The organism is Photobacterium sp. 270122K, assembly GCF_059941365.1.
This window is the reverse complement of record NZ_JBPOEN010000001.1, coordinates 480,217-498,361: the sequence shown is the minus strand read 5'-3', so window position 1 is coordinate 498,361 and position 18,145 is coordinate 480,217. Positions and strand designations below refer to the sequence as shown.

At 48.7% G+C, this 18,145-nt stretch carries 20 protein-coding genes; 11 read left to right on the top strand and 9 right to left on the bottom strand.

What is annotated here, in order from left to right; translation table 11 throughout:
- Positions 1-3 precede the first annotated feature (3 nt).
- Both rbsA and rbsD read right to left on the bottom strand, forming a co-directional pair.
- A complete protein-coding gene (rbsA, locus tag ACSF8W_RS02245; protein WP_500844656.1) occupies positions 4-1,509 on the bottom strand; it encodes a ribose ABC transporter ATP-binding protein RbsA in 1,506 nt (501 codons plus the stop codon).
- A gap of 34 nt (positions 1,510-1,543) precedes the next feature.
- On the bottom strand, positions 1,544-1,963 hold the full coding sequence (gene rbsD, locus ACSF8W_RS02240; protein ID WP_500844654.1) for a D-ribose pyranase: 420 nt from the start codon (positions 1,961-1,963) through the stop codon (positions 1,544-1,546).
- Positions 1,964-2,471: 508 nt separating this feature from the next.
- Between rbsD and ACSF8W_RS02235 the strand changes: the two genes are divergently transcribed.
- Complete coding sequence (locus ACSF8W_RS02235) at positions 2,472-2,615, top strand: hypothetical protein (protein ID WP_500844652.1); 144 nt, start codon at positions 2,472-2,474, stop codon at positions 2,613-2,615.
- A gap of 20 nt (positions 2,616-2,635) precedes the next feature.
- On the opposite strand, the gene ACSF8W_RS02230 is transcribed toward ACSF8W_RS02235, so the two are convergent.
- The gene (locus ACSF8W_RS02230; RefSeq protein WP_500844651.1) at positions 2,636-3,532 is read right to left on the bottom strand and encodes a LysR family transcriptional regulator; all 897 of its coding nucleotides are present in this window, start codon (positions 3,530-3,532) and stop codon (positions 2,636-2,638) included.
- Between the two features lie 123 nt (positions 3,533-3,655).
- Between ACSF8W_RS02230 and ACSF8W_RS02225 the strand changes: the two genes are divergently transcribed.
- Positions 3,656-4,027, top strand: coding sequence for a nuclear transport factor 2 family protein (locus ACSF8W_RS02225; RefSeq protein ID WP_500844649.1), 372 nt, complete (start codon positions 3,656-3,658; stop codon positions 4,025-4,027).
- A gap of 116 nt (positions 4,028-4,143) precedes the next feature.
- On the opposite strand, the gene ACSF8W_RS02220 is transcribed toward ACSF8W_RS02225, so the two are convergent.
- Genes ACSF8W_RS02220 through ACSF8W_RS02195 form a run of 6 tightly spaced genes read right to left on the bottom strand, consistent with a single transcriptional unit; the run spans position 4,144 to position 8,863 of the window.
- The gene (locus tag ACSF8W_RS02220; protein ID WP_500844647.1) at positions 4,144-4,908 is read right to left on the bottom strand and encodes a heme ABC transporter ATP-binding protein; all 765 of its coding nucleotides are present in this window, start codon (positions 4,906-4,908) and stop codon (positions 4,144-4,146) included.
- The gene (locus ACSF8W_RS02215) at positions 4,908-5,963 is read right to left on the bottom strand and encodes a FecCD family ABC transporter permease (protein ID WP_428477917.1); all 1,056 of its coding nucleotides are present in this window, start codon (positions 5,961-5,963) and stop codon (positions 4,908-4,910) included. Before ACSF8W_RS02215 ends, ACSF8W_RS02220 begins: the two co-directional genes overlap by 1 nt.
- A gap of 17 nt (positions 5,964-5,980) precedes the next feature.
- The gene (locus ACSF8W_RS02210) at positions 5,981-6,886 is read right to left on the bottom strand and encodes a heme/hemin ABC transporter substrate-binding protein (protein WP_500844645.1); all 906 of its coding nucleotides are present in this window, start codon (positions 6,884-6,886) and stop codon (positions 5,981-5,983) included.
- A 2-nt stretch (positions 6,887-6,888) separates the two neighbouring features.
- On the bottom strand, positions 6,889-7,305 hold the full coding sequence (locus ACSF8W_RS02205) for an ExbD/TolR family protein (protein ID WP_500844644.1): 417 nt from the start codon (positions 7,303-7,305) through the stop codon (positions 6,889-6,891).
- Positions 7,302-8,072 (bottom strand): MotA/TolQ/ExbB proton channel family protein, encoded by a 771-nt coding sequence (locus ACSF8W_RS02200; protein WP_500844642.1) that lies wholly within the window; start codon positions 8,070-8,072, stop codon positions 7,302-7,304. The genes ACSF8W_RS02205 and ACSF8W_RS02200 overlap by 4 nt, the downstream gene beginning before the upstream one ends.
- 2 nt (positions 8,073-8,074) lie before the next feature.
- Positions 8,075-8,863 (bottom strand): energy transducer TonB, encoded by a 789-nt coding sequence (locus ACSF8W_RS02195; protein ID WP_500844640.1) that lies wholly within the window; start codon positions 8,861-8,863, stop codon positions 8,075-8,077.
- Positions 8,864-9,041: 178 nt separating this feature from the next.
- Here ACSF8W_RS02195 and hutW point away from each other — a divergent pair, with 178 nt between their 5' ends.
- The 9 genes from hutW to ACSF8W_RS02150 all read left to right on the top strand — a co-directional run bounded on the left by hutW (position 9,042) and on the right by ACSF8W_RS02150 (position 17,978).
- Positions 9,042-10,406 (top strand): heme anaerobic degradation radical SAM methyltransferase ChuW/HutW, encoded by a 1,365-nt coding sequence (gene hutW, locus ACSF8W_RS02190; protein WP_500844638.1) that lies wholly within the window; start codon positions 9,042-9,044, stop codon positions 10,404-10,406.
- Between the two features lie 61 nt (positions 10,407-10,467).
- Positions 10,468-10,992, top strand: a complete 525-nt coding sequence (gene hutX, locus ACSF8W_RS02185) for a heme utilization cystosolic carrier protein HutX (RefSeq protein ID WP_500844636.1) — start codon at positions 10,468-10,470, stop codon at positions 10,990-10,992.
- On the top strand, positions 10,989-11,525 hold the full coding sequence (gene hutZ / locus ACSF8W_RS02180; RefSeq protein WP_500844634.1) for a heme utilization protein HutZ: 537 nt from the start codon (positions 10,989-10,991) through the stop codon (positions 11,523-11,525). Before hutX ends, hutZ begins: the two co-directional genes overlap by 4 nt.
- A gap of 413 nt (positions 11,526-11,938) precedes the next feature.
- The gene (locus ACSF8W_RS02175) at positions 11,939-14,128 is read left to right on the top strand and encodes a TonB-dependent hemoglobin/transferrin/lactoferrin family receptor (protein WP_500844990.1); all 2,190 of its coding nucleotides are present in this window, start codon (positions 11,939-11,941) and stop codon (positions 14,126-14,128) included.
- Between the two features lie 284 nt (positions 14,129-14,412).
- Complete coding sequence (locus ACSF8W_RS02170; protein WP_500844632.1) at positions 14,413-15,285, top strand: helix-turn-helix transcriptional regulator; 873 nt, start codon at positions 14,413-14,415, stop codon at positions 15,283-15,285.
- 446 nt (positions 15,286-15,731) lie between these two features.
- Positions 15,732-15,890: a DUF2256 domain-containing protein gene (locus tag ACSF8W_RS02165; RefSeq protein ID WP_500844631.1), complete on the top strand. Its 159-nt coding sequence runs from the start codon at positions 15,732-15,734 to the stop codon at positions 15,888-15,890.
- A gap of 110 nt (positions 15,891-16,000) precedes the next feature.
- Positions 16,001-16,414 carry an alternative ribosome rescue aminoacyl-tRNA hydrolase ArfB gene (arfB, locus tag ACSF8W_RS02160; RefSeq protein ID WP_500844629.1) on the top strand — a complete coding sequence of 138 codons (414 nt, stop codon included), beginning with the start codon at positions 16,001-16,003 and terminating at the stop codon, positions 16,412-16,414.
- Positions 16,415-16,560: 146 nt separating this feature from the next.
- On the top strand, positions 16,561-17,001 hold the full coding sequence (locus ACSF8W_RS02155) for a hypothetical protein (RefSeq protein ID WP_500844628.1): 441 nt from the start codon (positions 16,561-16,563) through the stop codon (positions 16,999-17,001).
- 80 nt (positions 17,002-17,081) lie between these two features.
- Positions 17,082-17,978 carry an aspartoacylase gene (locus ACSF8W_RS02150; RefSeq protein WP_500844626.1) on the top strand — a complete coding sequence of 299 codons (897 nt, stop codon included), beginning with the start codon at positions 17,082-17,084 and terminating at the stop codon, positions 17,976-17,978.
- Positions 17,979-18,145 lie beyond the last annotated feature (167 nt).

Genomic DNA, 18,145 nt, shown 5'->3' with positions numbered 1-18,145 from the left:
TGCTCATGCTGCTACCTCATTGATGTGTTTACCTACCGCGCAGGCAAGGAGTTTTTCTTGATCGGCATCAGCTGCCATGAATTCGCCACTGATCTTGCCTTCATGCATCACCAGAATGCGGTCGCTCATGCCCAGTACTTCTGGCATTTCAGAAGAAACCAAGATGATGCTCATGCCTTCGGCTTTAAATTTGTTGATCAGCTGATAAATTTCTTTCTTCGCGCCTACGTCAACGCCGCGCGTAGGTTCGTCCAGAATCAAGACCTTTGGCTTGGTCATCAGGCCTTTGGCAATCGCCACTTTCTGTTGATTACCGCCGGACAAGTTACCGATGATTTGGTTACGGCTTGGGGTTTTGATATTGAACAAACGAATGAAGTCGTCCACGGCCATGACTTCGTCAGCGTGGTTAAGCTGAATGCCTTTAGACAGTTGCTCAAGCGCACAGATGGACATGTTTTCTTTCACGGACAAACCGAGGATCAGGCCATCGCCTTTACGGTCTTCAGAGATGTAAGCGATGCCGTTGGCCAAGCCATCTTGTGGGTTAATCGGATTGATGGTTTTGCCATCTAACACGATGTCGCCAGAGTCACGGATCAGTGCGCCGAAAATGATTTTCATCAATTCCGTACGACCTGCGCCCATCAAGCCAGAAATACCCAATATTTCGCCGCGATCTAACGTGAAACTCACGTTGTTCACGCCAGCACCTGAAAGGTTTTTGACCTCAAGGCAGGTGGTGCCGTGTTTCGCTTCAATGCGTGGGTATTGCTCATCAAGACGACGGCCGACCATCATTTCGATCATGCTATCTTCATCAATGTCTGCCACGGCACGCTGGCCAATGAACTTGCCATCACGCAGCACGGTGATGTCATCACAAATGGTGAAGATTTCTTTCAAGCGGTGAGAAATGTAAACAATGCCCGTGCCTTCGTCGCGCAGTTCATTGATCACGCAGAACAGGGATTCGGTTTCGGTGTCTGTCAGTGCATCGGTCGGTTCATCCATGATGATGACTTTCGATTTGAACGACAGCGCTTTGGCAATCTCTACCATTTGCTGTTCGCCCAAGCTCAGATCGCCAAGCAGGGTGCGAGAACTGTGTTTGACGTTAAGACGCTGCAATAGAGCATCGGCTTCTCGGTACATGTGCGTCCACTTGATCGCGCCAAATGCATTGGTTAACTCGCGACCTAGGAAGATGTTTTCCGCAATCGTGAGTTCAGGGATCAGGTTCAGTTCTTGGTGAATAATGGCGATGCCTGCCTCTTGCGAGTGGCGTGGCCCCTGAAAATTCACCGGTTGGCCTTCATAATGGATCTCACCCGCATCCATGGCATAAATGCCGGTCAGGGTTTTCATCAGGGTAGACTTACCCGCCCCGTTTTCGCCCATTAAGGCCATGACCTTGCCGGGGTAGACATTCAAACTGGCTTTGTCTAACGCTTTTACGCCGGGGAATGCTTTTTCGATGTTTTTAAGCGCTAAAATGGGCTCTTTCATCTCATTTCCTTGCAGTGTTTAGTATTGGTCGCGATTAAAAAACGACGCCAGCTTGAAAAATGACATTGGCATAGGGGGTACATTCGCCAGTGCGGATCACCGCCTTACTGTTTTGGGTCTGTGCTTTGAAGTCTTCATGCGAGACATAAGAAACCGTAATGGTTTTGCCGCATAGTGTTTCTTCTTGGTGGATCAGGCTCAGTAGCGCGTCATGGTGCTGTGGGCTGACGAGTTTGAACTCTTCTGCCATCACCACGCCTTCGATTTGCATTTCACCCAGTACCGCCGCCACGGTTTGGATAAAGGTCGGGACGCCTGCGGTCAACGCCAGATCAATACGCTGTGTATTGTCAGGGATCGGTAGCCCTGCGTCGCAGATGGTCACTTCATCCGTGTGGCCAAGTGTGGCGACTAAGTAAGACAGCTCTGAATTGATAAGTGCGCTTTTTTTCATGCCTGAACCTTTGCTATTCACGTTATGTAATGCGTAAGAAGGATTGCCGTGTATTGGAAATGCCTAACAATGTGTCTTTTTTGCCATCGAAACGATTACGCAAACGTTTCGATGGCGCTAAATGTAAAAGCAAACGTTTCCTCATGCACGTTAAAACACGGGAAAATGTGATTCGCATCAGAAATAATATGCTTTTTGTGAATGGAAAATGCGCAACATGTTGTGTGTATTTTCAGCAGGTTTTTACTCTGTTTGTGCCATGTTTTCACCGTGTAGGTGCAATGTTGTAGTGATGTTGGTGGGAAAAAAGGAAAGTTGCACTGAAGACGAAGTTTGCTTTGTCAGGGGGTATGCCTTGGGCGTATGATGGCGAGCCATTGGTGTTTTTTGGCGTGATGGATTGCCTGTGTTCTTGTCTGTTTTTGATCTACAACCATTCTTTATGAGTATTGCGCCAGCGTCTGTGGCGTTGATGCTGTACGCCCTCAATCGCAAAAAAAGAGGGCTGATGAAGCTATCTCTTGTCGGCATGATCGTCGCCGTTTTCATGCTGTGCGTTTTCCAGTATTTGGACTACAAACACCTCGAAGACTGTATGCGTCAGCATGAAGTTTATAATCCTCTCCTGCAAACCTGCATTAAATTCAACTAGCCGTTATTCATTTTCTCTCTCTATAATGAACGGGTGTCTGGGTGAGAAAACGCTTGGATATGCTGCAATTGTCGTTCAATAGCCCCGATACAAGCGTGTACCGACAGCGGTGTATGCTGCATAAACGGGTGCAAAGCATAAATGGGGTTTAGCGGCAGTTGGTGCTCAGGAAAGACCGCTGAGAGCAAGGGCTGTTTCTGCGCAAAAATATAGTCAGGTACTAAGCCTATGCCCACCCCCGCATCAATTAAACTCATACAGGTATGAAAGGAATCCGCTCGGCAGATTACCGAGGGGATGAAGTGCTGCTCGGTGTGATTGGGACACATTAATGTGTGTGCAATGTGTTGGGGTTGCCATTGGTTGGCAATATAACCGAGTTTTTCCGGTTGGGTGTCTGTGAGCAGCGCTGCGGTGCCGCACAACACGTCCCGAAACGCGCCGATACGACGTTGTTTCAGTGCGTCTTCTGTCGATGGCCCGACGCGAATCGCCAGATCGATATGATTGGCCATGAGATTCAGCGGTTGATCATCACTGATCAAGGTCGGACGAATAGCAGGATACTGCTGCATCAGTGAGGCAATAGCGGGGACAACCAAGGTCGCCATCATGGCATCTGAGGCGGTAATGGTGATCTCACCTTGCGGTTGTTGTTGGCTGTCCAATGCGTGTTGCCAGGCGGATTCAGCCAGTTGGTTGAGTTTTGTGCACTCTTGATAAAAGGCCTGACCGGCACTGGTGAGGGATTGGCGGCGGGTCGTGCGTTTAAGCAATGCCACCCCCAGTTCGGTTTCCAGCGCTTTCAGGTGCTGGCTGATCACCGATTTGGACACATTGAGTTGCTCGGCGGCGGCGGTAAGGGAGCCGGCTTCGACGATATGGGCAAAAACGGACATCTGGCGTAATCGGTGCATTTGATTGTTCTATAAAACTTAACAGTACGTTCTAATATGCCTGTTTTTCCCTTTTAATGAAATGGCTAGACTCATGGCATACCGTTTTTGTTTCCACTGAATAAAATGAATAAGGACAACACCATGAGTGCATCTATTCTTACCGCGTGTCAGGCCGCTATTGCTGCGTGGCAGCAGGCGTTCAACCAACAAGATGCCAAAGGCTGTGCAGCACAGTATGACGAAGCCTGTGTGATGACGGCGCGCCCTTTTGGGACCTTTACCGGTCGTGAAGAGATTGAAGGCTTTTGGCAAAATATTATGGATCAAGGGTTCGCAGAGGTGGATTACACCGACGTGACGTGGACACCTGAGGGAGATGATGGCTTCCTCCTGTCTGCTGCTTGGACCATGAATAAAGCGTTTGGTGTGGTACACCGTGAACATTGGGTGGTACAGGCTGATGGTAAAGCCCGCTTGGTCAGTGATGAGTTTGAAGTACAAGGCGAGCGTTAAGTTGCGGTCATAACCACTTCTCAATCTGCTGTCGCCTTTTTCAAAGGCCAATAAACCCGGTAGCCCATCCGAAGAAAAAGACCCGCTCTCTATGCTTATAGGGAGGGTCTTTTGCGTTAGCTCATCACAACCGGATACGCTTCAGTTGGATGAGGGATGACTTGTACCGGCCAGCCATAGACGTGCTCAATGGTCTCTGCTACTAAAACGTCTGCCGGCGTGCCATCTGCCACGATATGGCCGTGATTTAAGATCAGAATACGATCGGCATACTGCGCAGCCAGATTCAAATCATGGATCACCGCCACCACGGTTGCCCCTGCCTGAGCCTGTGCTTTGGCCAATTGCAGCGTTTTGTGTTGGTGGCCAATATCCAACGCAGAGGTCGGTTCATCCAACAGTAAAATCGGTGGACGAGGGGAACCAGAAAGCTGAGTCAGGATACGGGCCAAATGAACACGCTGTTTCTCGCCTCCCGATAAACTTGGGTACAGGCGCTGCGCCAGATGCGCGACATCGGTCTTTTGCATGTTCTCTTGTGCAATGGCGGCGATCTGTCGCTGTGGCAGACTCAAGGTTAACCCACCGAGTTCGACCACTTCTGTTACGGTAAACGCAAACGTCAGTGAGCTGGATTGAGGCAGTACTCCTAGCGATGCTGCCAGTTCAGCCGGTTTCCATTCTTGGGCGGTCTTGCCGAAAAAGCGCAGGTTCCCATCGGTTTCCCATTCCTGCGTAATGATTTTTAGCAAGCTGCTTTTCCCTGTGCCGTTCGGCCCCAGAATAATTGTCAGCTGACCGGCATGGAACGTGGTCGATACGTTATCCAGTAAGACTTTATTGCCCAGCTTGAGGGAAACATGATTGATTTCAATAGACATCAGGCTAAGCGACCTCGTTGTTTCAGTAGTAAGCTGAGGAAGAACGGCGCACCAATGGCGGCAGTGATTATCCCAACCGGGATTTCAAGCGGCGCGACAACGGTACGGGCGATCATGTCGGCCACCAGTAGGACAAACCCACCTAATACAAGGGAAACGGGCAGTAGCGAGCGGTGATCGGGGCCAATCAGCATGCGACCGATGTGTGGGATCACCAAGCCGATAAAACCAATCATGCCGGACAGGGCAACCGTAATACCCACGCCCGCCGCAGTCAGTAAGATCAGGTTGCGTTTGAGGCGTTGTACATCGATCCCCAAATGGCGCGCTTCGGCTTCACCGAGTAATAAGGCGTTTAACGCTTTTGCCTGACGCTGGTAGCAAATCGCTAAAATGGCCAGTGAGACATACGCCAGTACAATCGCATCCCAAGACGCGCCGGCCAGTGAACCCATTGTCCACAGGGACAAATCACGCAGTGCTTGATCGTCAGCAAAGTAGTTGAGCAATCCCAATGCGGCCCCCGCCATCGCGCCTAATGCCACCCCTGCTAACAGCATGATAGTGACAGAGGTACCTTGCTGGCTCGTGCCCAAGTAATAAATCGCAAAGGTCGCTAACGCACCGCCGATAAAGGCAAATACCGGCACCGTCCCCAGTGTTAACAGAACGGTGTTTTCGATCATGCCGCCAAATACCACGATGGCAATTGCCGCGCCTAATGAGGCACCAGCAGACACACCGATGATACCGGGATCGGCCAGTGGGTTGCGGAACAACCCCTGCATCACGGTGCCACAAATTGCCAGAATGCCACCAATGGCAATGGCCAGCAGGGTACGCGGCAAGCGTACTTGCTGGATGATCACCGTCGCGTAATTTGGCAGTTCAACGTGTGATAGAAGGTCCAGTGGCATTAAAGCTTTCATGCTGGCCATAAAGCCAATATCCATCGGGCCAAGGGCAATGGAACTGACTACCGCGACGTAAAGCAAAATCGCCATCATGACCAGTAATAAGCGCACTGGTACTCGGCGGGTCATAATATCGTTCATCATGTTCGGTGTGATTTCTACTTCGAGCTAGCAACAGCGTGCGTATGGTTAAATTCGGCATTGAGTGAGGTCGCTAAATCTAAGCTTGCCAGTCCAAATCCCCCTAAAATCGCAGCCCCTTGAATGGGTACGATGTTGCCGTTCTGCATGGCAGGCGTTGCCGCCAGCAAAGGTTGTTGTTTTAGTACCCCTTCAATACCATTAATTTGGTCCAGCGTGCGTTGAGAAATCAAAATGTAATCAGGTTGCATTTCCACAATGGCTTCGGAGGAAAGGGGCTTATAGCTGGTGGTAGTGGCTGCCGCTGGGTTTACGCCGCCGGCCAGTTCAATCACGGTATTGACTGTCGTTTCATCACCGGCAACGGTGAGTGGACGGCCATCTGAAATCATCATGAACATGACTTTGGGTTTGTGCGCTGGTGCCGCTTGTTTCAGTTTGGTGACTTTCTGAGCGATGTCGGTTTTGATGGCTTCCCCTTTGGCTTCGGTATCGGTGAGATCCGCCAGCGTATCGACGCGTTGGTTGAAGTCCGTCAAGGTATTGCCTGTCGGTAGGGTTGTGATGGTCACGCCGCTAGATTGCAGTAATTTTAGCGTGGTATCCGGTCCCATGTCCGGCGAACCGATCAAATGCGTCGGGTTCAGGGCGAGCAACCCTTCAGGGGTTAATTGGCGGTGATAGCCAACGACCGGAATCTCACGACCGGCTAATGCATGGCGACTGGTGAGATCAACCGCCACCACTTCTTTGTCGGCCCCTAAAGCGAACAAGAGTTCTGTCACGGTGGATCCCGCACTGATAATGCGTGGTGTTTCTGCCATGGATAGTGGGCTGCATAAGGTGGCTACCAGCAGGGCAGCCGTGGTGAATGTGTTTTTAAACGCTTTTTTATAGGCTTTGTGTGAGTGACGGTGTGACATGATTATTCTTCTTCCATAACGATATTGGTGGCATTGATGTTGTTACTCTGCAAGAAGGCTAAAACCTTCAGCATGTTCTCAACACTGGCTTGTTTGTCTGCCGCAATGACAACCGGTTTATTCGGGTGGCTTTGGCGATCTTTCATAAAAGCGGCGGTAAACGCTGCCCAGTCGGGATAAGGCGTTCCTTGCAGTGCCCATGACGCCTCGCCGGCCAGAACGGTGATGGCAAGCATATCTTCATCGGCTGGGCTCAAGACTTTACTTTCTTCTGTTTGTGGGATAGCCACTTCCATGGTTTGGATCTGGATGTTGGCCGTCAGCAACAAAAACACCATCACGATAAAAATAATATCGAGTAACGGGGTTAAATCGGGAACGAATGAAGATTCATCGTTCGCAGGGCGAGACTGAATCATGCGACGTTTTCCGTTGGGTTAAAACGGGGTGCATCATTGGCGCTATGCGTTTGGCAGTGTTTTGTTTCAGTCGTGTGCTGGCTGGCACATGGCGTAGTACAGGTTTGCACCGGGCAAATGCCGTTATCATTGAAGGACACGCCCGCCAAATGCAGATTGAAGTGATTCAGGATGTATTCGATTTTCGCCAGTGTTTTATCTGCCCACAGAGAAAAGAGCTGTGAAGAGGCAATGGCGGGCAGGGCAATGAGCAAGCCTGCAGCCGTTGTTGCCATGGCCAGACCCAACCCATCGGCCAATTCCGCCGGAGAAATCGCCCCTTGGGTGGAAGACAAGCCTTTAAACATTTCAATCAGGCCTAGCACGGTACCCAACAAGCCGATCAACGGGCTGAGTACACCGATAATGTTGAGTAGCTTTAAGCCAGAGGTGAATTGGCGGCGCTTTTTCTGTAGCCAAATGCTGACCGCTTCTTCACGCAGGGATTTGGTGAATTCACGGTGACCGATCAACATGCACAACCCTTGCGAGAGGGTATTTTTGTCATGCTGGTGGGCCGCAACGTACTGTTCTAATTGACTGTCATCTTTGAGAGAGAGTTGATCCAATTCACGTTGCAAGTTTTTACTGTTCGTCTTGCTGTTAAGGGCAGCAAAGATCAAACGCTCAATGATCAGCATCATCATCAGTACAGAAAGCAGTGTCAGTGGCCAGGTCATCAGGCCAAGCTGAGCGTGGATAGAGGAGAAAAATTCTAGGTTTAACATGATCAGTCCAAATTAAAACGAACAGGGATTTTCACGCGATGCGCCAAACGGGTACCGTTTTCCTGGTAACCATTGAAACGCCACTTCTTCACGGCCTTCATGGCCGCCTCATCAAGCACGGCATGGCCGGAGCTTTTTGCGATTTCAAGTCGGGTTTGCTCGCCTTTTTCATCAAGCCAGACTTCCAGCAATACATTGCCTTCCAGTCCTTTTCGTCTTGCTATACGCGGGTAAGTCGGTTGTGTGGGGTGCACCTTAAACGTGGGGCGATCAATCAGTTTTGGTGCACTGTCCTTTGCCTGATTCATATCTGCATTAGCCGTAGTTTGCGGTGTCACCGGATTCGGGTTTTCACTGACAGGACGCTGAGGGCGCGGCTTCTTGATCGGTTCAACCACTTTTTTTTCCGTTTTTTTAACGGCTTGAGTGACCGGAGGCTTTACCTTTTTCGGCTTTGGTTCCGGTCTTGGCACTGGTTTAGGTGTCGGCTTAGGCTTAGGTACGGCTTTCACCACCTTCTTGGGTGTTGGTTGTTTTATGTCGGGTTTAACCGGTTTCGGTACGGGTGGCTGAGGCGTCGGTTCAACGACCTTTGGTTTAGGTTCAGGCTTCTGCTCAGGGGCTGGTACTTCAGCCTGCGTCGCTCTGGCGACTAACTGAATAGCCACGCGTTGCCCAGTTTGAGTATCCTCAACGGCAAAGATTTCTTGAACAGGTTGTTGGGCTGAAATGGCCAAACTATGTAGTGCAATAGAAACGACACCACAAACTACGTACCGCCGAGTGTTCACACTCTCTCCTGCGTTGTGAAGTAATCAAAAGTGTGAGCATTATGCACGCGAATGGTAATGAGATCAATTATCAGTTGCATTCTCTTTTGTGATCGATATTATAGCAACGAATTGAAAACAGGCCGGAAAACGCGGCGGCTGTTTATCTGTAGTAGAGATCGTAGAGGTTGTTCAGGCGATGAAGTTTGATTTACATGATGTAGAACTGGTGGGACGAGATACGCCCGATCCGCTTCGTTTCGCATTCCAGCGTAAGAAAAGTGCCCATGCCGGCGGGATGACACGTCCTATCATGGGCGAAGCTATTCAATCTTCGTTGCAAGCAGCGCATGCGTTAGTGCCGAGCGATACACATGCCCCACGCTGTTTGTATATTCATATCCCTTTCTGTCGTGTGCGTTGTACGTACTGCAACTTCTTCCAATACGCATCCAGTAAATCGCTGATTGATACCTATATGGAGGCGCTGCGCGAAGAAATTCGCTGGAAAGCGGCCGAAGCCTGGACACAAGCCGCGCCGTTTCAAGCGGTCTACATTGGTGGCGGTACACCTACCGATCTCTCTGCTGGCCATATCCACGATTTAGTGTCGGATGTGCGCCGTTATTTCCCTCTCACGCCAGATTGCGAAATCACCCTTGAAGGTCGAGTTAATCGCTTTGGTTTGGATAAGTTTGAAGCAGCATTAGAGGCGGGTGTAAACCGTTTTTCGTTTGGTGTGCAAAGCTTTAATACCGACGTGCGTAAAAGTGCTAAACGTTTTGATGATCGTGACACGGTATTGGAAACCATCAACCGTTTGGCCTCATACAACGCTGCGCCGATTGTGCTGGATTTACTGTACGGCTTGCCGCATCAAACATTAGAGATTTGGCAACAAGACTTGCATGACTATCTAGATTCCGGCGCTCACGGTGTCGACCTGTATCAATTAATTGAAATGCAGGGCTTGCCGATGGCGCGCATGGTTGAGCAAGGTAAGTTACCGCATCCTGCTGACACCCAAATGAAAGCAAGCATGTTTGAAATGGGTGTGGCCTTTATGGCGAAACACCACCAACGTCGTTTGAGTGTGAACCACTGGGCATCAGATAACCGCGAACGCAGTATCTATAATTCATTAGCAAAGACCACTGCAGAGATCATGCCTTTGGGCGCAGGCGCAGGCGGCAATATCAATGGCTGTCAGATGATGCAAAACCGTGATATGGACAGTTACATTGCAGCGATTAAAGCCAAGCAGCACCCTGTCACCATGTTGATGATGGCACCGGCAAACAAAGCTGTGTCAGCGGTTATTAAGTCTGGGTTTGATGCGGGTGTGTTAGCGCAGCGTCAATTGGACCGAGTAGCAGGAGCGGGCATGTTTCAGGCCCTGACACCGTTATTTGCGGTCTGGCAGAAAAACGGGTTAGTGACTCTCGAACAGGAGGGTCAGCACGGATACCTGTCGCTGACATTGGCGGGGCAATTTTGGGCCGTCACGTTGGCACAAAACTTGATTGAAGTATTACAGAACAACACAACAACGATGGCCGCATAAGGTGAGCCCGCGTTGTTCATGAATAATGAAGAAAGTAAGGCCGTTTAGGAGAAGCAAGAGCATGCAACCCACCATTACTGTTACCGCAGAAACGAAGGCACGTGTTGCCGCGTACCTGGCGGAAGATGAACATACCCCTGTGTCAAACATGGCCGAGGCATTATCGCTCACAGAAGGCGAGATCACACTGGCACTGCCTGAAACCATGGTCACTCACGCCGTAGGCGCATTGGCTCAAACCATTTTGGAAGCCATGCCGACTTGGGGCAAGGTAACGACTATTGTCCATTCCGGCGGTTCAGTATTTGAATTTAAAGCGGACTTTCCGAAAGGTAAAGTGGCACACGGTTACTACAACCTGATGGGGCGTGACGGCCAATTAAACGGTCACCTGCGTTTAGATTTGGTCTCGGATATTGCGTTTGTCAGCAAGCCATTCCGTGGGACAGAAAGTCATTATATCGGTTTTTATGATCACACCGGTCACTGTGTATTTAAGATTTATCTGGGCCGCGATAAAAAGCGCCAACTGTTTCCAGAGCAAATTGCACTGTTTAACGACATGAAAAAGGAACAGGCACAATGATGGAGAAGGCAGAGCGTCTACAAAACCGTTTAGGGCCAGAAATTCAAGCATTTCGTGATGCACGAAAAACATTGCAATTAGGAACCGTTGATAAAGACGGTAAACCTCACACCAGTTATGCCCCTTTCGCTTTCTCTGAGCAGGAATATTATATTTTGGTGAGTGACTTGGCACAGCACGGTCGTAATTTAAAAGCGTGTAAAGCGGTTTCTATTATGATGATTGAAGATGAAAGCGAAGCGCGTACTATTTTCGCTCGTCGTCGTTTGTCTTTTGATACGCAAGCGGAACTTGTAGACCGTGATTCTGACCATTGGAAAACCGCTATCGACGTGATGGAAACTCGCCTAGGAGAGATGATTGGCAACCTGAGCCAACTTGGCGATTTCCACTTGTATCGCTTAAACCCGGTGATTGGCCGTTATGTGAAAGGCTTTGGTCAAGCCTTTGATGTAACTGGTGAAGATCTGCTTTCTGTCGTGCACTTAGATGAAGGTCACGTACAAAATATGAAAGCCCATCAAAACGGATAATCGACATTCGTTAGTATTGTGTCACTTGATAAATGATATGCACTCGCCAACCTCTTGGTGAGTGCATGATACTGCGCGGTATCGATTAAAAATAACATTGCTAATAAGAACATAAAAATAAAAATGAGGAGAGGGATATAAGAGATTATTCAGTTCAAAGAGTCATACTTATTTAAGTCAGTTGACATTTACTGACTAACTTTATTTCCCCGAAAGGGTTTTAAACGCGTTTTTACCAAAAGCTATTTTTACCGTTCTCTTATTTTTGCTGTTAGTCATTATTCTAATGTGCGTAAGAGATACTTTAGTAAGAACGATTTTTCGTAAAAACATTTACACAATTAATAACAGGAAAGTTAGCGCTGTTTCAGCGTGATGGCATGTCTATGCCTAAACACAAGAGTGAATTCATGATGACAATCAAAAAAAATAAACTAGCGTTGTTGGTTGGCTTACTGTGCTCAGGCAGTGCAGTGGCTCAAGATGTTTATACCTTTGATGAAGTAGTTGTTTCTGCGACCCGAAGTGAACAAAGTGTACGTGACGTAGCGGCTTCTGTGGATGTGGTCACTAGTCAAGATATTGATAATGATTTGGCCCAGAACCTGAAACAAGCGGTGGAAGCGGAACCCGGTGTGTCGATGTCAGGCAATGGCCGTTTTGGCCTGAGCGGATTCAATATTCGTGGCCGTGATGAAAACTATGTAAAAACCATCGTTGATGGCGTTGAAATGCCGGGCACTTATAACCCAGGTGCCGACGTAATGCGTAAATATAACAATACCTTTGAAACCGATACCCTGCAGCGTATTGAAATCAACAAAGGGCCTATTTCTAGCTTGTACGGCAGTGATGCATTGGCGGGTGCGGTGATCATGCGTACCAAGAATCCGTCTGATTTGCTGGCAAAAGAAGGGGATGATACCCACGCGAGTATCAAGACGGGTTACTACAGCGTCGATGACAGCTTCAAGAGCACAGCAACGGTGGCAAACCGCACTGGCGATCTGGAAACCTTGTTGATGTATACCTACCGCCAAGGGCATGAAACGGAAACCTACGGTGGTCCGGATATTACCGGCGAAGATCGTGGTGCGGCAGATCCGTTAGATTTTGATTCCAATAACATTCTTGCGAAAGCTTTTTATCAAATCAACGATGCACACCGCGTCGGCATTTCTGTTGAATCCTTTAGCCGAGATCAAGACGTGACGCGTTTGTCGGATGAAGGCGACACCATCAATATGGGGCCGACGGTGTATGAATATTCTGATACACGTGCGAAAGATGCGGATAAACGCCAACGTTACAGTTTCGAGCATGAGTGGCAGGCTAATAACGCCGCGTTCGATAAATTGGATTGGCGTGTCGCTTATCTGAAAACCGAATCAAATCACGACAACTTGGATAATCTGACCATCAAGAAAAATGGCTCGGTTTTCAGCTCGCAAAATCGTAACCGCCAGCGTAATGGTGAGGATGAGTCTTGGCAGGCAGATGTCCAGTTCAACAAAGCCTTTGAACTGGAAAGCAGCTACCACGAAGTGGTGTATGGCGTGAATTACGTCAGCAATGAATTCACACTGGATTACCGCAACATCAATCGTGATACGGGTGTGGCGACGGATGCCTCACCGGAAGTACCGAATGCGGAATCGGAAAAATGGGGTATTTTCGTTCAGGATCAAATGTTTTTGATGGATGAAGCGTTAGTGCTGAATGCGGGTTTGCGTTACGATTCGTTCCGCTCGAAGCCTAAGGGTGACAGTGATTACGAAGAAGGCAAGAATGATGCGCTGACCGGTCGCTTGGGTGCCGTGTACCACTGGAACGAGACCTACAGTACGTTTGCACAGGTGAGCCAGGGCTTCAAAGCGCCGACACTGCAAGACTTGTACTACTTCTACGATCAGGGTGTGACGTTTATCCCTAACCCGGATCTGGAAGCAGAAGAAAGCACGTCTTATGAAGCCGGTCTTCGTATTAACAATGCTTACGGCCGTGTGGCGATGTCGGTTTTCTACAACGATTACAAAAACTTCATTGAAGATCGCATGATTGAAGGCGAAGATCCTAACGACCCATCCAGCAAAGAAGTGTGGACAACACAGAACGTCAACCGTGCCGAAATCTACGGGGCAGAAGTGTCTGCACAGGTGGATCTGGCAACGCTCGCAGGCGCACCCGTCGGCATGTACTCTGATATGAGTCTGGCGTACGCCAAAGGCAAAGACAAAGATACCGGTGATGCGATTGATACCGTTGCACCGTTAACCGCTTACATGGCTGTGGGCTATGCCAATGAGGATGACACCTACGGCGGCAAAGTGTCGATGAAAGCGGTAGCGGGTAAATCTGGCGATGACTGGAGCAACGCAAACGGTGTTGATAACGTGAAAGCACCGGGCTATGCCGTAACGGATATGACAGCATACTATCGCCCGATGAAGGATTTAACTGTGCGTGCCGGCTTGTTCAATGCCTTTGATGTGAAGTACTGGGACTACAACGATGTCGCGGGCTTTGCGAAGGACAAAAGTGGCCTTGATCGCCGTACGCAGCCGGGTCGTAACTGGGGCTTAGAAGCCGAGTACGCGTTCTAATACGATACTCAGCAAGCCCATAATGAAAACACCTCGCTTTGGCGAGGTGTTTTTTTTGGTATACAGTCAGCAAATGAGTAATCACGATATAGATATTTGCTCAAGACGTTCAGATATAGGCGGATAATGCCATAAATGCGCATTTTTGAAGGGCTTTTATGGCCAGATATTCATATACTTGAGGGGTTTCGTATGCAATGGCGGTTTATTTGAGTGTGGGGTGAATACGCTTCCTGACATTGTCAAATAGATAAGTCGCGTCATTGCTCACTGAGTGATTCCCCATGAAGTATGATCAACTGATATCAGATAAACACATCATTTTAAAAGAATTTTACATTGATGAAAGCGTGCTTGTGCACGTGGAAAATGGTGAAGGTCTCGTCAGTATTAACGGGATGGATATCGATCTCAGTGATGATATGCTGATCATTGTGCCTAACTGCAGTTATGTGTCGTGTAATGTCTCATCGACTTATGCCTCGGTGAAGGTGCAGAAAATTACGATTAACGAAGGCGTGTTGGCTGAACTGTTGCGCGGCATCCAGTATATCGCGAAAAACGGTACGCAGTCCCAGTGTGAACGTATTTATGCGCTGAATACGCCAGCCAGTGTGTGCCAACAATTTTTGTTGATTCAACAACTTCTACCCCATTTGCAAGAAAAAACAATGGAGCAGGTTTTTTTAAATCAAAGCCTGTATTTCATTCTGAAAGCCATCGCAGAGCAAGGTGTCGACTTGTATAACACGCTGCGTTATGACTACGATGAACCCAAAGAGCGCACCATTGCCCGCATTATCATGCAGGATCCGCAGTGCAAATGGACGATGGCAGAAGTCGCTAATCGTCTGTTTACCACGCCATCTACGTTAAGACGTCACCTCGCTAAAGAAGGCATGTCGTTTAGTCAGTTAGTGCTGGATGTGCGAATGGGCGTTGCGCTTAATTACTTGACGTTTTCAAACTATTCTGTTTTGCAAGTCAGCCATCGTGCCGGCTTTGGCAGTTCCGCGTATTTCTGTGATGTATTTAAACGAAAATATGGCGTCACCCCGCTGCAGTTTCGTGTGAAATCCAGGGATGAAAATAACCTGCAAATACCACCGGTTTCGGCAGAAAGGGACATTGACGCGTTGGAAGGCGCTCCCGCATAAAGCGTTGGGTAAGTCTAAGAATCATCCCTGCTCCGACGTTAATATGCGGTAAAACTGCTGCCTTATTCTCAAATATTCTCGACTCTCTTCTCCTATTTGATCAGACAGTGATCCGCCTCTTATTCAGCCTATAGTCAGCAATGTTAAGGTGGTGTTGCGCCTGGACGGAGCCATGTTGGCGACGGCTAATAGGCAATAGGGGGTCGTATGTTGTTATCGTGCTTTCTCTACAAACTGAAGGTATGCCTGATTTTTAGTGCTTATGCGATGATTGGGGTAGGGCTGTGGCTCTTGCTGATGGCACAGATCTTTAAATTGGGTGTGTGAGCGTTGTTCGCTATGCCCCCTGTGACGTCACTGAACCGATGCAGTTTGTCTAACGTATTAACGGACACGAATCACGGACAAGGCATTTCGCGGTGTCACTGCGGGTGATGTGTGGCGTTATGAAAAAATCACAGCTTGCGCAAAAAAACTGCGTTGTGTGCCAGCGGCCATTTCGTTGGCGCAAGAAATGGCAGGCATGCTGGGAGCAGGTGAAATACTGCTCTGAACGTTGTCGTCGCCATAAACAGCGAGTACCTTTGACTGATAGAAAGGCATGAACCGTGTTAGCGGTGTGGTCGTCCTGCGCGATGCCGAGAGCGGTCTCAGACTCGCTATTAGGCACGGCTTGCGGGTATACTTGATATATTCTTGTTTATATTGAGACACCATGCTTACCATTTCAAATACTGTTCAACTGGCCGATTGGGAAATTGAGTTAACCGCTATCCGCGCACAAGGTGCGGGCGGACAAAACGTAAATAAAGTCTCGAGTGCCATACATCTGCGTTTTGATATCCATCGCTCGACGTTACCCCCGCATTATAAAGAGCGACTGCTGGCATTGTCTGACAGCCGCATCACCAAAGAAGGCGTCATTATTATTAAGGCGCAGCAATTCCGCACGCAAGAGCAAAACCGTGAAGATGCTTTGAATCGTTTAGCCGAATTTATTCGTGCCGCGATGGTACAGCAGCGTACCCGCCATGCCACCAAACCGACCCGCTCATCTCAGCGTCGTCGTATGGATCAAAAATCACAGCGTGGCCAGACGAAAGTGATGCGCGGAAAAGTGAATTTTTGACCGGTGTAACATTATCGTGACTCCATCGTACAATCACTAGATTTGTCATCAGGCTGGCTCTACATTGTACCCACAAACCTGAGGTCGCTCAGGTCACTTATCAGCAGGTTTGTTCGCCTGTGTTGTCTGATTGTTTGGAGCGAAAAATGGCAAAAAAAACGCAGCAACTGTTGCAATTGTTTTATCGTGAATCTGCCCGTGTCAGGTTGCTGGCATTGGATGCCCTACCACAACCGGAAGCGGAAGAGCAGCAGGCGCTGAACCTTTGGTTAGCCACCAAGCGTAACTTTCATCATGATGAAATTGCCAGTCAACGCTGGATCAAAAGCTGCAGTGCCGGTTACATCACAGAGCTGGTGCTTTACCCCAATGGCACGTTGGAAGAGTTCACCTTGTTTAAGCGTGAAAAAACCGTGGGTGAGTGGCAGCTGGTGGATGGCATGCTTGAATTACACATCGAAAAAGGCGACAACGCGTACTATTGCGCAGTTGTGGCCAATCAGGACAGCAGTATTCATTCGGCGATTGAATACAAAAATGGTGAGTTGCATGCTTACCTGAAGTTGGCACAAACGCGTCCGCTGTAGCTTTTGCTGGAAAAATGGGTGCGAAACTGGTATTCGTTGGGTATCACCTTTTTCATTTTCAGACAGAGTGAGCCTAAACTGTGACTACAGGGACGAAGAGCATAGACAAGGTCGCCATTGTTGGCGGCACCCACGGCAATGAATTCAGCGGTATTTACCTGTTGCGTAAATGGCAGCAGCAAACCGCTGATATTACACGTGGCAGTTTTACCACCCAAACCGTTTTCGCCAACCCGCAAGCCTTTGATGCAAACAAGCGTTATTTAGATTGCGATATGAACCGCCAGTTCGGTGTGGCGGATCTCGCCAATCCTGAGTTGGCGAATTATGAGCAAAGCCGTGCGAAAGCCATTAATGCCCAGCTTGGTCCAAAAGGCGAGGCGAAAACCGATTTCATTATCGATCTGCACAACACCACCAGTAACATGGGGCCATCATTGATCTTGCTTCAGCAAGACCGCTTTAACCGCCAATTAGGCGCGTACGTAAAAGCCAAGATGCCGGAAGCCGTGATTGTATTGGAAGATGAAGTGTCAGTGACGGAGCACCATTTCTTATGCTCTATTGCCGAGCAAGGTGTCATCGTGGAAGTGGGGCCACAGCCGCAGTCGGTCATTCGTCAGGATGTCTTGGACTGGATGGATGCAATGACCGGCCATATTCTTGATTTTGTTGATTTACACAACCGTAATGATGTCCCTGAATTACCCGCCACGTTTGATGCGTACAAATACCATGAAACTTTGAAGTTACCGGAAGATGAAAACGGTGAGCGTATCGGTATGGTGCACCGCAATGTGCAAGACGCTGACTTTACAGTGTTACGTCATGGTGACCCTATTTTCACCTTGTTTGATGGATCGGTGATCACTTGGGACGGCGATTATGAGGCCTATCCGCATTTCATCAATGAAGCGGCGTATTACGACAATAACCTTGCGATGTCATTGGCGAAAAAAGTGACGGTGACAGTGTAAGTCGATTACCCAGTGATAGAGATAAAGTCGAAAAAGCGCGATAGAGATATCGCGCTTTTTTTGAACTCGATTCAAAGGCTTTTCTGTAATGGGGGGCGATGACATGAGGGTGATTTTTTCATGCTTTACTTCGTGTACAGTGATGTTATGCGCTGTAAATAGATTAC

Coding starts and splice junctions, on each gene's coding strand:
- hutX (WP_500844636.1), top strand. CDS start 10,468: ATGCAACCCACCATTACTGTTACCGCAGAAACGAAGGCACGTGTTGCC.
- ACSF8W_RS02175 (WP_500844990.1), top strand. CDS start 11,939: ATGACAATCAAAAAAAATAAACTAGCGTTGTTGGTTGGCTTACTGTGC.
- ACSF8W_RS02210 (WP_500844645.1), bottom strand. CDS start 6,886: ATGTCACACCGTCACTCACACAAAGCCTATAAAAAAGCGTTTAAAAAC.
- ACSF8W_RS02225 (WP_500844649.1), top strand. CDS start 3,656: ATGAGTGCATCTATTCTTACCGCGTGTCAGGCCGCTATTGCTGCGTGG.
- arfB (WP_500844629.1), top strand. CDS start 16,001: ATGCTTACCATTTCAAATACTGTTCAACTGGCCGATTGGGAAATTGAG.
- hutW (WP_500844638.1), top strand. CDS start 9,042: ATGAAGTTTGATTTACATGATGTAGAACTGGTGGGACGAGATACGCCC.
- hutZ (WP_500844634.1), top strand. CDS start 10,989: ATGATGGAGAAGGCAGAGCGTCTACAAAACCGTTTAGGGCCAGAAATT.
- ACSF8W_RS02230 (WP_500844651.1), bottom strand. CDS start 3,532: ATGCACCGATTACGCCAGATGTCCGTTTTTGCCCATATCGTCGAAGCC.
- ACSF8W_RS02215 (WP_428477917.1), bottom strand. CDS start 5,963: ATGAACGATATTATGACCCGCCGAGTACCAGTGCGCTTATTACTGGTC.
- ACSF8W_RS02220 (WP_500844647.1), bottom strand. CDS start 4,908: ATGTCTATTGAAATCAATCATGTTTCCCTCAAGCTGGGCAATAAAGTC.
- ACSF8W_RS02200 (WP_500844642.1), bottom strand. CDS start 8,072: ATGTTAAACCTAGAATTTTTCTCCTCTATCCACGCTCAGCTTGGCCTG.
- ACSF8W_RS02235 (WP_500844652.1), top strand. CDS start 2,472: ATGAAGCTATCTCTTGTCGGCATGATCGTCGCCGTTTTCATGCTGTGC.
- ACSF8W_RS02205 (WP_500844644.1), bottom strand. CDS start 7,305: ATGATTCAGTCTCGCCCTGCGAACGATGAATCTTCATTCGTTCCCGAT.
- rbsA (WP_500844656.1), bottom strand. CDS start 1,509: ATGAAAGAGCCCATTTTAGCGCTTAAAAACATCGAAAAAGCATTCCCC.
- ACSF8W_RS02170 (WP_500844632.1), top strand. CDS start 14,413: ATGAAGTATGATCAACTGATATCAGATAAACACATCATTTTAAAAGAA.
- ACSF8W_RS02155 (WP_500844628.1), top strand. CDS start 16,561: ATGGCAAAAAAAACGCAGCAACTGTTGCAATTGTTTTATCGTGAATCT.
- ACSF8W_RS02165 (WP_500844631.1), top strand. CDS start 15,732: ATGAAAAAATCACAGCTTGCGCAAAAAAACTGCGTTGTGTGCCAGCGG.
- rbsD (WP_500844654.1), bottom strand. CDS start 1,963: ATGAAAAAAAGCGCACTTATCAATTCAGAGCTGTCTTACTTAGTCGCC.